The organism is Actinomadura mexicana, from assembly GCF_900188105.1.
Taxonomy (GTDB): Bacteria; Actinomycetota; Actinomycetes; order Streptosporangiales; family Streptosporangiaceae; genus Spirillospora; species Spirillospora mexicana.
In genome coordinates this window covers 43,203-59,021 of sequence record NZ_FZNP01000014.1, presented here as the reverse complement: position 1 = coordinate 59,021, position 15,819 = coordinate 43,203, and the positions used below count along the sequence as shown (strand labels likewise).

Here is a 15,819-nt window from a genome sequence, read left to right as displayed (position 1 = left end):
GCCCGGTGAGCCGTCTGGTCGGCCGGTTCACCTTCCCCTATGGAAAGGGCTGCGAGCGTGGGCCTGGACAACCCCCCCGGTGGGCCGGGCAAAAGCCCCGAGACCACCGACAAGCCCGCGCCGCAGGGCACCGGCGGCGAGTCACCGTCCGCCGTTCCTGGAGCAGACGGCAGAACGCCCCGCATAGACAGCTACAAGGCAGCAGGCCAACCGGTTCCCGGTCAGCCGGAAACCGGCACCCAACAGCCCGGCGACCGCGACACACAGACCAACGGGTCCTCCTCCACCGGCCCGGCCAGCGAGAAGCCGCGGACCCCCGGTGACCCGCCATCCGAAGCCGAGCCCAAGACCGAGAAGGAACCAGAGACCGGCAAGACCGAAGTCGGCTCCCGATCGGGCGAAGAACACGACCACGACGACACCGACCCAACTCAGACCGGCAACAGCGGCCCGGAAGCAGAAAAGCCCGACCAGGCCAAGACCCAGAACCCACAACAAGACAAGGGCGACCGGGACGGCGACGACCGCGAATCCAAGACCGACCAGCCCAAGCCGGGCAAGGTGGAAGGGCAGGACGGCGGCAACGGCAACGACAGCACCGCTGACGACCCCGCGTCCTCCGAGCAGCCGAGCAACCGCCCGGCCGAGGCTTCCCAGTTCCCGCCCGGCTCCCGCCGGGCAAGCATCGCCGCCGCCAGAGAGCAACAGATGGCAACCGCCGACCAACGGCAAGCCATATCCCAAGACACCCAAACCACCATCGGCACCGGAGAAAGAACCGCCGGCGAAACCGGTGACAGCAGTGCGCCACCGCAGAACAAGAACGCGGTGTCGGACGAGCATGGACCGGAAACACAGCCCCCGAACACCGAGACATTGCCCGGCGCTACCGGCGATGACGACCCGTCAAGCGGCGGTGACATGGCCAGCAAAGGCGAAGGGTCCGGCGGTCACGACCAGCCCGCACCTGCGACCTCCGGAGTCGAGGCCGAGCCCCCCGCGCAAGAGACATCACGTCCGCAAGATCAGAAGCACGAGCCCCGCCTTCCGCAGGACTCCTCTGGCTCGGGCGACAACAGCGGCGACCCGCCGGCTGAACCACCAGCGGACGGCTCACTGCCCGCCGACGACAAAACGCGGGACGGGAAGGACGGGACGCTGCCGGGCGCAGAGGTCGGCCAACCCACCGAACCAGCCGCCGAGACCGGCCCTGCCGTTCCCGAACCCGGCCGCGAAGCATCCCCAATCGGCCCCGAAACGACCGACCAAGGCACCGAGCACCCAGAGCCCAAGGCTGACGACAAAACCACGGGCAACGAGACAGACGACCCGAAACCCGCCGACGAGACCAAGCCCCCTCCCGAAGGAACCGGCGAGAACGTCACACCCCCAGAGGCTCTCGGTGAACAGAGCGACAACCATGGTAAAAATGCCGAGGGCAACGGCACCGAGTCAGACCCAGAAGCGACCGATGAATCGAAACCGGAGGTTCGCTCCAATCCCATCATTTCCGACGTGTACACCGACAGCCAAGGCCAGGTACACGTCGAACCCCGGTACGGACGAGAACATACCGAGGAGACCGAGAACGATCCGCTACAAAACGAACCAGAGACTATAGAACCTGCAGGACTCCCGACCCGTGGAGACCTTGACCCGGTCGGAGCCAGAGGCGGAGAGCCCGGACGCGATGAACTCCGCCGCCTCGAAGACGACCGCGCATCTCGCGATTATCAGGAGGAGAATCCCGATAATCGATCCCGCAAACGAGACTTGACTCGTACGATGTTCACAAAGGCAGACGATGTCAAAGATGCTGCCGACAAACTTGCTGAGCCCGGCCAGAAGCATCTAGAACGGGTGAAGCCGACAGGGCAAATATGCGCTGCTCGCACCAACCCTGATCACATTAAATCAGTCGATGCCAAAGTACAAGGAGGGGACATCACCCTTGGAATAGTCGGCACCGCAGTATTTGTAATAGAAGCAGGACGTCAAAGCATAAGAGTCGCACGAAGGATTACAGGGAGAGACCATGCCCGTAACCAGTGACCAGATATCGACGTTGCGCGCCCAGCTTTCAGGACAAGTTGACGAGCACCGCCGACTACTACGACAACTCGATCCCGAACAAGCAAAGCAAGGCTACGCTGCTCTAGTCGCCGCCGCCTTTGTCGTTGCCGTCGAACGACGCTTTAGGCAAGGGGAAAAGGTCGCAGGCGACGACGAGGTCATCGATTTTATTGCGAGCGCCCGCGAAAGAAGCGACGACTCGGCCGAAATAATTAATCCGGAAGTAGCAGAGAAAATGATCCTCACCCTATTGGGCAGAGGATCAATTACTGGGATAGATGAAAACACAAAGTTGGAGCATCAGATCATTCTCCTTGCCGCACTAGTCGGCCAGGCGCAGTTCGACAGGCCCGAGCTCGATGCCTTTATAGCGGAGGCGCACTCTCTCGCTGACGAAATATTGCAATAATGGACTACTCGATCACCCGAATTGGCGAGGCAAATATTCTTGCGTTGCGGTCGTTCCTGTTGGAGGGGCCTGAGGCGTGGGCGCCTCTGCAGGACGAGATGCAGGTGGACGACGAGACAGCGGCCGGGTACATGTCGCTGCTCTTCTGCGCGTTCGAGGTGGCGGTGCGTCGAAAGTTCGCGCCAACTTACATCGTTGGTCAGCTTGTTCGGTTCGTCGCCGACGTGCGGATCGCGGCCGGCGAGGACGCGAACCTGATCAACCCGATCATCGCCGAGGACATGGTCCGCCGCGCCGTCGACGCGCCTCCACTGAAGGCGACCGTCCCAGACGACGTGTCGGCCACTCTGCATGCCCAGGTCTTCATCCTGCTCTACCTCGTCGCTGAGATGGATCTCGATCGGGCCGGGCTTGAGCAGTTCATTGACGAGGTCACCGCCTACACCGAGGAGTGGCTCGCGGCACGGCGGGACGAAGCGTCCGCTTCGGCCTCTTCATCACCCTGAAGAGAGCAGCTGGATGGTCGGCCGCACGCGGGGGCCGTGCTCAAAACCTTGTTCCTGGCGGCTGCGACCGCTGGGGTGCGGGCTGAAAGGGGCGTGACTGCTCTGATGGTCCCTCCTGCCGCTACGACAACCGGAATATTGAACGGAAGAGGCGGCTCGACTCCCCCCGAGGGGACTTCTCGCGCGCTTCCGGTACGCGTAGGTATGGGCGCTAACAAAGTAGTCTTTTACGACTAAATCGGGCTGGCGAAGGCTGCAACTTCCAATTCCCGCACGTGCGGATTTTGGCTCTCGCGTCGGTGTGGCGGGATTATGTCGGGGCGTGACTTTACTGTTGGCGGGCAACGTTCGATTGCAGTGAGTTAGCGATCAGTACGGACCGTGTCCGACGTGATATCGGGAGGACGGTTATGCCGAGCCCCTACGTCCGCCGCCGCCGGCTGGCGGTCGAGATCCGCAGACTCCGCGAGAGTCGCGGGCTCACGACCGACGGCCTCGCCCGCCTCGTCTTCCACTCCCGGACGAAGATCACCCGCCTGGAGAACGCCCAGATCCGCCCCGACCTAGTCGAGATCATGAACATGCTCGATGCCTTGGACGTCACCGGCAGCGACTACGACCGGATCTGCCAACTTGCCCGGGAGGCCGGGCAGAAGGGCTGGTGGGACCGGTATGGCGTCTCCATGGGACCCCGCCAGAAACTCTACGCGGACTTGGAGTACAGCGCCGCGACCGTGCGCGCCTACAACCAAACTGCTATGCCTGCCGTTTTGCAGGCCCCTGCATTCATTTCGGCACTCGTCGACCTGGACAAGTGCCAAGGCAAGCTCGACTACGTCCCCGAGCGTATGGCCGAGGCTCGCATGCAGCGACAACGCGAACTTCTCCGGGCGGACGGTCCGTCATACGAGATCGTCTTGGACGAGTGCGTTGTCCGGCGGCTGGCAGTTCCGCCTCTGGCGATGATCAACCAACTCCACCACATGGTCGAAGTAATCTCGGCGGTGGAGCGGATTAGCGTGCGGGTGCTGCTGCACGACACTCGCATTCCGGGCGGCTTCCTCGCGAAGTCATCTTTCTATCTCTACACGTTCAGCGAACCAGGCGACTCACCCTTGGCGGTAGTCGACACAGTCACCACCGACCTCGTAGTCACCCAGCGGAATGAAGTGGCGCAGTACACCCGGATGTACGACCGTGTCAGAGATGCCGCGCTGCCCCGGGACGACAGCATTACCTTCCTCGAACGGGTAGCCAACGAGCTCACCGATCAGACAGGATCGGGAACATGACCAAGGACTTCCACAGGTGGCGCAAGTCACGCCACAGCGAACCGAACGGTGAATGCGTCGAGGCTGGCCTCGCCTCCGACGGCACGATCGGCGTCCGTGACAGCAACCTCCACGGCCATGCCCCCATCCTGGAATTCACCAGGGAAGAGTGGCAGCGGTTCCTCTACGAGATCCGTGTGGATAGCCGCTGATCCCAACGAAACTCTTCGGCCTTGAGACGAAGTATCCTCTCAAGGCCGAAGGCATTTCCGGGGCGCTCACGCTGTCCTCTCAGCGAGGCGAAGCAATTCGCCGAGGGTCGCCCGGGATCGGCGTGTGCGCTTCTCCCGACTTCATCGCCCGTGCAAACGCGCCGTAGACGTCCAAGTTCCACTTCTTCGTCCGCGCGAGCCACTCCTGATCGTTGCATCCAAAGACTCCGAGGTCGCCGCCGGAGAAGATTAAGTTAACTCTCAAAGAAGTTCCGCGTCTCGCCCGCGATATTGCGCTCGTTGGCAACGGTTCCTCAGGCACTCGCCACAAACATATAGGTCATCGCCGCATCGGATCGAAATTGCCTTGAGGTATCTCTGGGGGCGCATAGGCTCCGAGTTTTTCAAGTGGGTTAGGATTCCGGAAACTCGATCAGGGCGAGCTCTCTTGCGATGCTCTCCCCGGCACCACGGTCGGGGGTGTCGGGCTGCGCGGCTTGATGTCGTCCGGCGGTGTTTCGCGTCTCTCCTCGGCGGCTGATTTTCCCTGTTCCGGACACACCTCCCCGAGGTTTCCCTGTACTTGCCGGCTGCTGGGCAACCGGTGGCGCCGCTTGGACGTCCCACGTGCCACGGGCATTTGTGACCCCGGTTCGGGGCCTCTACCGGAGGATGTGAATTGTCGAAACTCTCCTGGGCACTGACCGTCCCTCAGCCGGCAGCGTGGGCTGTCGCCCAAGGCCATCAGACCGTCTACAGCCGTCAGAGCGGCACAGATCAGCGCGGCTGGCTCGCGATCTGCGCGGGCTCGTACATGGACGATGATCTGAAGCGGTTGACCAATCGGCTGACCGGCCGCTCGCCGGAGAGCCTCGACGCCCTTTGCGGAGAGCGCAACGCCATCGTCGCCGTGGCTCGGCTGGTGGACGTCTGCGATGGGAGGTCGTGCGACTGCGGGCCCTGGGCTGACAGGCGGCTCATCCACTGGAGGCTGGCGGACGCGGTCCCGCTCGCCGAGCCCGTGCCCGCCCCCCACGTCGTCGGACACTGGCGGATGTCCGCAGAGCTGGCGGGCGCGGTCGAGCAGCAATGGCAGCTCACCGAGCGGCCCACCTCCGGCGACGAGATCGCACCGGGCGCGCACAGGGACTTTCTCGCGGTTCGGGACGAACTGCTACCGCTCCCGGGGGAGGCCGAGGGATACCGGCATGTGCTCCTGCTGGGCACGACCGGGGCCGGGAAGACGACGGTCGTCCGGCAGTTGCTCGGCACGGACCCGGGGACCGAGCGGTTCCCCTCCACCTCGACCGCTAAGACGACCGTGGCCGACACCGAGATCGTCCTCACGGGCGAGGGACCGTTCCGTGCCGCCGTCACCTTCGCCGGGCGCGACGAGATCGCCGACCACCTCCGCGACAACGTCTGGGAGGCCGCGCGGGCGGCGTTCGAAAACCGCCCCCAGGAGGTGATCCAGAACAGGCTGCTCGACCATGTCAGCCAGCGCTTCCGGTTCAGCTACCTGCTCGGGCGGGCGGCCCTGCCCGACACGGGGCCGGACCTCGACGACGACCTCGACGACGACGAGCTGGACGACGGCGGGGCGGCCGCGACGGCGGCCCGCGCGGCCGACCCGGGGACGACGGCGCTCGTCCAGAACGCGGTGCGCGCCCTCAAGCACGTGGTGACGACCCAGTTGGTCGGCATCCAGAACGCGGCCGGGGCCGGGGAGGACGAGCGGCCCCTTGAGGAGTACATCGAGGACGAACTCGAAACGCGCGTTCGGCGCTCCGACGTATGCGAGCGGATCGTCGACGCGTTCCTCCACGCTGTCGAGAACCGGTTCGCGCTGCTGGCGGAGGGCGCCCTGCGGCGCGACCCGGACGGGTGGCCGGTGTCCTGGACCTGGGAGTGCGCGGACCGCGCCGAGTTCCTCCGCGTCATCACCAAGTTCTCCAGTAACCAGGCCGCGTACTTCGGGCGGCTCCTCACCCCCCTGGTGAACGGCATCCGGGTCGCGGGGCCGTTCCGTCCGGTCTGGGCCGAGCATGAGGCGCGGCTCGTCCTGATCGATGGAGAGGGGCTGGGCCACACTCCCGGTTCCATCGCCGAGGTCTCCACTTCCCTGCGCAAGCGCCTGGACGAGGTCGACGCCATCGTGCTGGTCGACAACGCCCAGCAGCCGATGCAGGCGGCGCCGGTCGCGGTGATGCGGACGGCGGCCGCCACGGGAAACGGCGAGAAGCTGTTCTTCCTCTTCACCCACTTCGACCTTGTCAAGGGTGACAACCTCGGTTCGTTCTCCGACCGTGAACGGCATGTCCTCGGATCGGCCGAGAACGTGCTGGGCGAGGTCCGTGAAGAACTCGGGCTGGCTGAGCGGATCCTGCGCCGCCGCCTGGACGAGGCGCGCTTCTTCGTCGGAGGGATCGACCGGGTCATCGATCCGGGAAGGGTCGATCCGGCCGGGCCGAGAGCGTCCCTGCGCACGATGCGGCAGCTCAACGGGCTTCTCGAAGCGCTCACCGAGGAGGCGGTCCAGGTCGAGACGGGGCCGGCGCGCCCCGTCTACAAAAGCGGGCAGCTGACGGACGCGGTCGTCGAGGCGGTCCGGGTCTTCCACATCCGGTGGCGCGGCGGTCTCGGGCTCTCCCGCGACTCCGAGGTGCCGAAGAAGCACTGGTCCAGCGTCAAGGCGCTCACCCGGCGCCTGTCCGAGGGGCACACCGACGAGTACAGGGATCTGCGTCCTGCGACGAGTCTGCGGACGGCGCTGGAGTACGCGCTCTACCGGATGCTCCAGAAACCGGTCCGGTGGACCGGTTCCGAGCCGGACACCGACGAACAGGAGGTCATCGTCGGAGACATTTCGAGCGCTCTCACCAGGCGGCTCGCGAAACTGATCGACCGGAGCATCACGGAGGATCCTCGGCCGGACTGGACGCGCGCTTACGAGGAGCACGGCAAGGGCTCGACTTTCCGGCGGGCGCAGATCCTCATCGACGACATCTACGAAGAGGCTGTTCCGCGTGCCCGGCGCGGCGAACCGTACGATAACCGGTTCTCGCGGGCGGTTCTGGTGGCGTTCGAGGACGCCGCCGCGCAACTCGACTTCATTGTGGAATGAGCGGATGACGCGAGGTGGAGAGAAAGTAGGCTCGCCGGAATTCTCGTTTCTCGATGATGAGGACGAGGGCCCGTGGGGCGCGGACCCGGTGCTCAGCGCGCCGGAGGGCGAGGCCGCCTTCCGGCGCTGGGTCGCGGCGACCTCGGCGACGGGCCGGGGAGCGGCCGCGCTGCTGGCCCGCCTCCGCGCCGACCGTCCGGCGCCCGGGTGGGCCAAGACCATGTTCCTGGGGGCGAGCCCGTCGCACGAGACGTTCGTCGACGCGCGATACCGGCGCTCCCTGGGGTGCACCGCCACGGGAGCGGAAGCGGTGGGCCCCCTCCACGATGAGCCGCCTGTCTGTGACATGCCCCCCGCTGGAGGATGCGGGCAGCCGAAACATGGTGGAGGTTGGAGCACCGCACGCCCGTGACGTCCGCCCGGGGGACGCGAGCCATTGGTACCGGCTCGAACGGCCGGGGCCGTTGCCGGCCCAAGGCATGTGCACCGGTCTGCCGGGCCGCGTCGTCGCCGCCGACGGGTTCGGAGCTCATCGAATCCTTCGCCGGACGCGCCGTCCCGTACACCAAGCGCATCGCCGCCGTGTACGCACCGGCCGATCGGTGCGGAACGATCTCCCTCCGGCACCTGGAGAGCGCGGAGGCGTTCACGACCTACGTCATCGCTTCCGTCGAGCACATCATGTCGGCCGCCGCACGCCCTCCCTCGGGCGATCTCTTCTACGAAAGGGAGCACCGGCGGCGGACGCCCTGTCCAGCTTCACCGACTCACCGACGAAGCCGTCGCGAGGGCTGGGAACCGGCCTGAGTGAGGGCCGGATGGCACATTTGCCCGTCCTGCCATCAGTACGAGCGGGAGTGAATCGACGGTCCTGAACCCGCGATGCATTGAAACGCATGTGACCGATATCTCTGCGTCCGGCACACGCCGAAGTTCGCACATGCGCGCTTACAGGGCTCGCGAGCAGTGCCGCGTCGGCGCTTGTCGATCTTGAGGTGGCGTGGGCGCGGTCGGCGGGTTTTCTTTCTTTTGCGGCATCGGGGTTGCGGGTGGGGATCCAGGGCTGACGGTCAGTGGGGAAGCCGTGTGGTCCGACCGGTGAACGCACCGGGGGCCGCACCCAAACCAGATGGAGGACGATCATGGCTCCTATTCCCCTGCCCGACTCTCTCCGCCCGTTCCTCGAGAAGAGGGAGCCCGTCATGCCCACCGCCGGCGACGGCGATGGCCACCTCGACTCCGCGATGATCTCGTCGTGGAAGCCGAGTGGGGACGCCGATCGGTACCGTGCCTACCAGGCAAAGACGGTGGCGCCGTACGTCGGCCGCTCGCTGCTCGACGTCAGTGCGCAGACGGGCGAGGTGTCCGCGCGGCTCGTGGAGCTGCTGGGCGCCAAGCTCGAACGCCTGGTGCTGACCGACCAGATCCAGGGTTGGGTCGAACGTCTGCAACGGCGTTTCCGCGAAGCCGAGGTTCTGCGTCTGAACCTGCCGGGTCGGCCTGACATCGCGCCTGTCGACACCGTGCTCCTGGTCAACGTTCTCGGGCATCTCACGGACGACGTCGCGGCGGTCAAGGCTCTCGCCAAGGTCATCGTGCCGGGCGGCCGCCTCATCGTGTGGGAGGCCGGTTACCCGAAGCTGTTCAGCGCTTTCGACCGCGAAGAGGCCGGCCGCCGGCTGCGGTACACGCCGCAGGACCTGGCTGGCACCCTTCGGCGCGCCGGCCTGAACGTGGAGTTCAGCCGACCCGTCAACCTCCTGGGAGGGCTGTTCAACCGGGTCATGGTCGGCCGCACGACCGGCTACGCCGACCCGCGGCTGGTGAGGCTGTACGACCGCCTGGTCGTTCCGCTGAGCCGGCCGTTCGACCGGCTGCCCCTGCGCTTCGGACAGAACGTGTTCGCGGTCGCGACGGTGGCACCGGCCGAGTGATCTCCCGGGTCCCCCTCACGGGGGCCCGGCGCACCAATTGAGCGCGGGCGATCCACTGGATCGCCCGCGCTCTTCTCTTCACCGCGACCAGCAGGCCCGTTCATGGGGCGCAACGTGCCTGCCGGGGGTCGCTGAGGAAGGGGCTGGGGGGTGCCGTGCCAGGTGAGGTATAAGGTGTCCGGTCCGCGTCCGGGATGCCATGAAACCGGATGGGCGGTTCGGGAGTCTCACCACCGTTCCTTGATCCCTCCGACGAAAGGTGATCGTGACCGAGAAGCTCGACCAGGTCTTCGGCCAGTTGGTCACTCGCAGCTGGCAGCGTTTCTCCGAGGAGCTCCACACCCGCGAGATCGACGATCTGCTCGTCGGTGCCGTGATCACCGCGGCGGTCGCCCACGGCAACGCGCTCATCGACCTGAACTCCGACGGCAACCACCACTACCTGCGGTTCCAGCACCGGGAACGCAAGCACCGCCTGATGTTCCAGCTCACGCACCGGGCCGGCACCGTCACGGCCGCCAAGACGCTCGGCCAGCACGCGGCCGTGACGATCGCCTACGGCGAGTACGTGCGGGACGCGCGGACGGTGTGGCAGGCGCTGAAGTCCGAGGTGAAGAGCGGTTTCTTGGACGTCGGGGAACCCGGCGTGCTCACCGTCGACGCGGATCTCGCCACCGGCTACGTCTACGTGCAGGTGCCTCTGCTGCTGGACCTGGACCAGTACTTCGCCGACCACTACACAGTGAAGTACCCCGTCCTGCAGGAGCACATCGCCGCCGTCACCCAGGCCTGCGCGAAGTACCTGCACGGCCGCATCGCCGCCTGAACCGGAGGACCGACATGCTCTCGATGATCAACAAGTTCAAGAACAACGCCGAGGAGCGGGAGAGCAAGGACGAGGCCCTCATCGGCGAGATGGTGTTCACGATGGCGCACCTGGGGTGTCCCGTCATCGGGATCAAGTCCGGCGGGGACCTGCAGTACGTGCGGTTCAAGCCTGTGGGCGACCCCGTCCTGTACAGCTTCACCATCGTCCTGGACCGCAAGACCGGGGACGGCGTGCTGCAGCAGGCCGTCCTCGGCAGCAAGGCGACGCTGACGTTCGTCGCCGAGGTCAAGAACCACATCGCCGACCCCGACGATCTGGTGGCGATGTTCCGCACCGACATGGCGAACATGCTGCGGAGCCCCTGGTTCGGTGACGTCAAGCTGGACCACCAGCTCAACTCGGTCACCGCCACGAAGAAGCAGCTCATCGACATCGACGACTACGCCGACGCCGACGGCGCCGACCGGGACCGGCTCAGGCAGCTCCTCCAGGGCACCATGCGGGAGCTGCGCGAGAAGGTGGCGCCGTACAAGAAGTGACGGCCGCCGACCGCCTCACACGGGCACTTCTTCCAATACTTCGGCAGGTGATATATCGTCTGCCGTATGGTTAAGCGAACCGCGGTGATGAGCGAGCCCACGTACTTCGTGCTGGCCGCGCTGCTCGACGGGCCGGTGCACGGCTACGGGATCATCAAGAGGGCGCAGGCGCTGTCCGACGGGCGGGTCCGGCTGGCCGTCGGCACCCTCTACGGCGCACTCGACCGGCTGGCGAGCGGCGGGCTGATCGTCGTGGACGGCGAAGAGACCGTGCAGGGCCGTCCGCGCCGCTACTACCGGCTGACCGAGGACGGGCGCCGGGCCGTCAACCGGGAGGCCCTGCGCCTGGAGCAGGCCGCCCGGGTCGTCACGGGCCGCACCTCCCCGGTGACAGGGGACGCCGGAGCATGAGCGGAGCATTCACCCGGGGCTGGTACCGGCTGTTCCTGCGGGCGTTCCCGCCCGGTCACCGCGCCGAGTACGGCGCCGAGATGATCGACACCCTGCTGGACGACACCTCACGCCGCGCTCCCTCGCCGCGGGAGACGGCAGGGCTCCTCACCGCGGGCTTCGCCGCCCGGGCCCGCGCGGCCGCGGGGGAAGCGGGGCCGTGGTGGGCGGACGGTGCGCATCTCGGCTTGTTGACGCTGGCGCTGGCGAATCTGGCCTACGGCCTCGCCGACCACGCATCCGCCGGGTGGCTGGCCACTTCGGCAGTGCTCGTCGTGGCGTTGCTGCGCGGCTGGGCGCTGCTGGCCCTGCCCCTCGCCCTGGGCGTGGCGTTCTCGACCGGCCGGACCATGCTGGTGGGGTCGGAGACGACGGCCTGGCCGCCGCAGTTCTTCGGACCGGCGTACCACGACTGGCCCTCGCTGGCCCCCTACGGCGTGCTGGCGCTCGGGGCCGTGGCGCTTGCGGCCGGACGGGCGAATCTGCGTGCGCGGCCGTTGTGGTGGCTGGTGATCCCCGCGGCCGCCCTGGCACTCACCTACCTGCCCGGGAGCCGGGAGTACGGCGAGATATGGCAACTGGCCAGGGCGGGCACGGAGGGCGTCCTCCTGCTCGCCGGAGTGCTGGCCACCGCGATCGCGCGCAGCCCGCGCTGGGCACTGGCTGCGACTCTCTACGTCCTGCCTGGCGTGGCCTCCCCGCTGACCAACCCGCCGTCGAGTGCGCAGGACCTCGGCTACTGGTTGACCCTCACCGGGCTCCTGCTGGCCATGGCCGCGACGGCATGGCGGCCCCAGCCCATCCCCGGACGTCGCCCCGCCCGGTAGCCGAACCGCGGTCGCCGACCCCGGCGAGCGCAATGCATGGGCCCTGGACGCCTGCGGAGGGACCGGACTTCAGCCGAGCGGAAGCTCCGCGGTCACCTCGTCCCCATCGGTGATGAGCGCGGCGCCCGCGCTGACCAGCAACGCGCGGGCGCCGCGGTTGCCCGCCGTCGTCGAGGCGAGGAACCTCGCCGCTCCAGTCGTCCGGGCCTCGGCCAGCAGCAATGCCGTCACTCGCGTGCCGATCCCGCGGCCGCGGGAAGCGCGGCTCAACCAGATGCCCGCCTCCACCGCGTCCCCGTGGGGCTGCAAGCGCGCCGCTCCGACCGCTTCCCCGTCGACATCGACCACCCACGTACGCTCCACCGCCGTCGCCGGATTCAGGCTCCTCGCGCGGTGGAACTCCAGGAACGCCGCCCGGCGCTCAGGCGTCCAGCCCGGCGCACCATCGACCGGAGGCATCACCTCCAGGGGATCCGCGCCGGCCACGGCCGCATCGAGAAGCCGCGCCAGCGCCGGCTCGTCCAGGGGGCTTAGGGCCACTTCAATCACATACAGAGTGTGATGCCCGGGCGAGGGGCCACGCGAGCGATTTTCGGCCCAGCACAGACGACGGGCACGGCTGCGACGTGCCCTGAGAGGCACAGCCACTCGCTCCGCGGCGTTCGCGAGCCGACGGGCTTACGGAGCGCACTGATGGGTTTCAGAGGGTCTCTTTGAGTGCCCTCTCGATGATCTCGGCGATCTGGAGGACCTTCGTCCGCGTTTCGTCCTCCGTGCGCTGTGAAGGTGATTCGCTGAGGTAGACGCCTATCTCGGCGTTCCGCAGGGTGAAGATGACCATCTCGGTGTGCCAGTCGCTCTGTCCGTCACCGGAAGAGCCCTTCCGGACGGCCGCGTCTCCGAGGCCCGGGACCTTGCTCCAAGCCGGCAGGTCGGCCACCGTGGATCTCCGGGGGATGTCGGCGCGGATCGCGAGCGTGGCGTCGACCGTCTTGGACATCGCGTCCCGGGAGACGACGTTGCTCCACGTACAGGTGTCGGCGCTTTCATGATCTTGGAAGGGGCCCCAGTCCAGAGCCTCGCTCACGTCCGGGCTGGACAGGGTCTCCTTGAGGGCGGGGCCGTCGCGGACGACGGCACAGGCATCCGGGACGGACTCGAACCTGTCCTTCGAGCCCGAGTCGGACGCTCCCCGGAAGGGAGCGCGCATCCCGCCCGCGACCCCGACAAGGACGAGGGAGACGAGGAGGACGAGAAGACCCGCGATGATCAGCACGCCCTTTCCCCGGTTCCCGGACACGGACCTCTCCACCAGCGGCCTTGTCGGAGTTCGCCCGTCCTCGACGGCCTTCATCCCCTGCGCGGCCTGCCGCGAGTCCCAGCGCTTGCCGGGGTCTCTGTCCAGGAGTCCTCTGAGGACCGGCTCCAGCGCCCCGGACCGGACGAAGGCGGGGTCGTCTCCCATGAGGAGCCGGCCGATGAGGACCTCCAGCTCGTCGGCCTGGAAAGGCGGATGGCCCTCCACCGCCATGTAGAGGGTCGCCCCCAGCGACCACAGGTCCGACGCCGGGCCCGGCGTGCCGGTCTGGAACCGTTCGGGGGCCATGAAGACGGGCGTTCCGACGAAACCGCCCGTCCTGGTGTAGGCGGTGGCGTTGGACACCGCCGCGATCCCGAAGTCGGCGAGGAGGACACGGCCGTCATCGGCGATCAGGACGTTGGCGGGCTTGACGTCGCGGTGCAGGATGCCCGCCCTGTGCGCGCAGTCCAGCGCGTCCAGCAGGGCGAGCCCGATCTGGGCGGCCCGGGCGACGGGGATCGGCCCGTCGTCGCGGACGATCTGCTCCAGGGAACGGCCCCGGACGTACTGCATGACGATCCACGGCTCCGCCGCGTCGTCGATGACGTCGTACACGTTGATGATCGACGGGTGCTCCAGCCTCGCGGCGGCGCGGGCCTCGCGCAGGAACCGGCCCTTGAGAGCGTCCCGGTCCTCCTCGGCCAGGTCGCCGGGCACCCGCAGCCGCTTCATCGCCACCTGGCGTTCCAGCGCCCGGTCGTACGCCTTCCAGACGATCCCCATCCCGCCCCGGCCGATCTCCTCGCCGAGCAGGTACCGGCCGCCGATCACGTCCCCTCGCGCCACAGGGAACACCCTATCTCGTACAAACGCAGGTGTACGTTTGAGCAGCTACGCGCAGGACCGGCGCTCCCCAGAAGGCAAGGCAGACCGCCGAATGCGTCACAACTCACGGCCGGCTACCCATCCTCGACGAGGGCGGGTACGTTGCCGCCATAAAGCGGCCTGACCTGGCTGCCGCCGGCGTCCGCTTATGCGCCTTGCGCCCGTCAGCGGGTGGTGAGGTGGGCGACTATGTGGGCCGTGTCGGCGGCGATTCCTGCGAAGACCGCGGAGGGTTCGGAGTGCAGCCACGGTAGGCCCACGGCGTACAGGCCGGGGTGGTCGGTGACGCCTCTGGCGTGTCGCGGGTAGCCCCACTCGTCCAGGACGGGGACGTCCACCCAGGAGAAGTCGAGGCGGAAGCCGGTGGCCCACAGGACGGTACTGATCCCGGCGGCGTCGAGGTCGAGTTCGGTGGCGGTGTCCGGGACGAAGGTGCTCGCGGGCGGACGGTCGTCGGGCGGTGCGTCGATCCCGGCGGCGGCGATGTAGGCGTCGATGAGGGGGCGGCCCTTGTTCTCGAAGCCCGTCTCCGCGCGGGCCAGCCGCTGGTCGAGGTCGTCGCTGAATCGCACGGTCGCGCCGTCGGCGGACTCCAGGCGGCCGTACAGGCGCATCCCGCGGCGCGCGAAGTCCCGCAGGTCGATGTCGTGGCCGCCGTCCTTGCCCGAGACGTGCGAGTTGCAGGCGAAACGGGCCGCGGGAGAGGGCAGGTCGGCCACGGTCGGGAACGGGGCCCCGACCTCCGCGCCCTGCAGGAACGCCTGCGTGAGCCACCAGTGGGAGTCGCGGCCCCGGTAGCGGCGGGGGACGGCGGAGCAGTCCGAGACGGCCAGGTGGACTTCGCGGCCGGCGTCGTGCAGTTCCTCCGCGATCTGGGCGCCGGACTGGCCCGTCCCGACCACGAGGACGGCGCCGTCGGCGAGCTGTCGCGGACGGCGGTAGTCGGCGGAGTGCAGTTGCCGGACGTGGGCGGGGAGACGGCGGGAGACGGGCGGGGTCTTCGGACGCTGGTACGGGCCCGTCGCGAGGACGACGTTGCGCGCCGAGATGGGGCCGGAGCCGGTGTGCGCCACGAAACCGCCGGGCGCGGGCGCCAGCCGGGTGACCTCGACGCCCAGGCGTACGGGGGCATTGATCACCGTGGCGTACTCGGTCAGGTGGGCGACGACCTCGGCGCGCGGCATGAACCCGTCCGGATCGGGGCCCGCATAGGGCATGCCGGGGAGCATGACGGTGAAGTTCGGCGCGACGAGGTGGAGGCTGTCCCAGCGGTCGTTCCAGCCGCCGCCGAGACGGTCGCGCCGGTCGACGACCAGGTGCTCGGCGCCCGCCTTCGCCAGCCAGTGGCTGGTGGCCAGGCCCGCCTGCCCGGCTCCGATGACGAGTGTCCCGATCTGTTCCATGACGCTCCTCCCGAAATCGACACCTTACGGATGATTCAGGCACGTCGGGTGAGACGA

Annotated in this window: 14 protein-coding genes; 11 read left to right on the top strand and 3 right to left on the bottom strand. The window is 67.7% G+C overall.

Features of this window, described 5'->3' with window-relative positions; all coding sequences use genetic code 11:
* Positions 1-57: 57 nt before the first annotated feature.
* The 11 genes from CHC11_RS40690 (at position 58) to CHC11_RS30350 (ending at position 12,174) form a co-directional block, all read left to right on the top strand.
* Positions 58-2,052 (top strand): hypothetical protein, encoded by a 1,995-nt coding sequence (locus tag CHC11_RS40690; protein ID WP_143227383.1) that lies wholly within the window; start codon positions 58-60, stop codon positions 2,050-2,052.
* Positions 2,036-2,482: a hypothetical protein gene (locus tag CHC11_RS40685; protein ID WP_143227382.1), complete on the top strand. Its 447-nt coding sequence runs from the start codon at positions 2,036-2,038 to the stop codon at positions 2,480-2,482. The genes CHC11_RS40690 and CHC11_RS40685 overlap by 17 nt, the downstream gene beginning before the upstream one ends.
* Complete coding sequence (locus CHC11_RS30390; RefSeq protein ID WP_089315292.1) at positions 2,482-2,988, top strand: hypothetical protein; 507 nt, start codon at positions 2,482-2,484, stop codon at positions 2,986-2,988. The genes CHC11_RS40685 and CHC11_RS30390 overlap by 1 nt, the downstream gene beginning before the upstream one ends.
* 410 nt (positions 2,989-3,398) lie before the next feature.
* Positions 3,399-4,280, top strand: a complete 882-nt coding sequence (locus CHC11_RS30385; RefSeq protein WP_089315291.1) for a helix-turn-helix domain-containing protein — start codon at positions 3,399-3,401, stop codon at positions 4,278-4,280.
* Positions 4,277-4,471 (top strand): DUF397 domain-containing protein, encoded by a 195-nt coding sequence (locus CHC11_RS30380; protein ID WP_089315290.1) that lies wholly within the window; start codon positions 4,277-4,279, stop codon positions 4,469-4,471. The genes CHC11_RS30385 and CHC11_RS30380 overlap by 4 nt, the downstream gene beginning before the upstream one ends.
* Positions 4,472-5,285: 814 nt before the next feature.
* Entirely contained in the window at positions 5,286-7,595 is a 2,310-nt protein-coding gene (locus CHC11_RS30375; protein WP_089315289.1) for a P-loop NTPase family protein, read from the top strand.
* A gap of 1,202 nt (positions 7,596-8,797) precedes the next feature.
* On the top strand, positions 8,798-9,529 hold the full coding sequence (locus tag CHC11_RS30370; RefSeq protein WP_089315288.1) for a class I SAM-dependent methyltransferase: 732 nt from the start codon (positions 8,798-8,800) through the stop codon (positions 9,527-9,529).
* Positions 9,530-9,794: 265 nt separating this feature from the next.
* A complete protein-coding gene (locus CHC11_RS30365; protein WP_143227381.1) occupies positions 9,795-10,355 on the top strand; it encodes a hypothetical protein in 561 nt (186 codons plus the stop codon).
* 14 nt (positions 10,356-10,369) lie between these two features.
* Complete coding sequence (locus CHC11_RS30360; RefSeq protein ID WP_089315286.1) at positions 10,370-10,897, top strand: hypothetical protein; 528 nt, start codon at positions 10,370-10,372, stop codon at positions 10,895-10,897.
* Positions 10,898-10,963: 66 nt separating this feature from the next.
* Positions 10,964-11,308 (top strand): PadR family transcriptional regulator, encoded by a 345-nt coding sequence (locus tag CHC11_RS30355; RefSeq protein ID WP_245919959.1) that lies wholly within the window; start codon positions 10,964-10,966, stop codon positions 11,306-11,308.
* Positions 11,305-12,174 carry a hypothetical protein gene (locus CHC11_RS30350; RefSeq protein WP_089315284.1) on the top strand — a complete coding sequence of 290 codons (870 nt, stop codon included), beginning with the start codon at positions 11,305-11,307 and terminating at the stop codon, positions 12,172-12,174. The genes CHC11_RS30355 and CHC11_RS30350 overlap by 4 nt, the downstream gene beginning before the upstream one ends.
* A gap of 69 nt (positions 12,175-12,243) precedes the next feature.
* Here the strand turns inward: CHC11_RS30350 and CHC11_RS30345 are convergent, their stop codons facing one another.
* The 3 genes from CHC11_RS30345 to CHC11_RS30335 all read right to left on the bottom strand — a co-directional run bounded on the left by CHC11_RS30345 (position 12,244) and on the right by CHC11_RS30335 (position 15,762).
* Positions 12,244-12,723 (bottom strand): GNAT family N-acetyltransferase, encoded by a 480-nt coding sequence (locus CHC11_RS30345; protein ID WP_218826315.1) that lies wholly within the window; start codon positions 12,721-12,723, stop codon positions 12,244-12,246.
* Between the two features lie 151 nt (positions 12,724-12,874).
* Positions 12,875-14,320, bottom strand: a complete 1,446-nt coding sequence (locus CHC11_RS30340) for a serine/threonine-protein kinase (RefSeq protein ID WP_143227380.1) — start codon at positions 14,318-14,320, stop codon at positions 12,875-12,877.
* Between the two features lie 203 nt (positions 14,321-14,523).
* Entirely contained in the window at positions 14,524-15,762 is a 1,239-nt protein-coding gene (locus tag CHC11_RS30335) for a flavin-containing monooxygenase (protein WP_089315282.1), read from the bottom strand.
* Between the last annotated feature and the right edge of the window lie 57 nt (positions 15,763-15,819).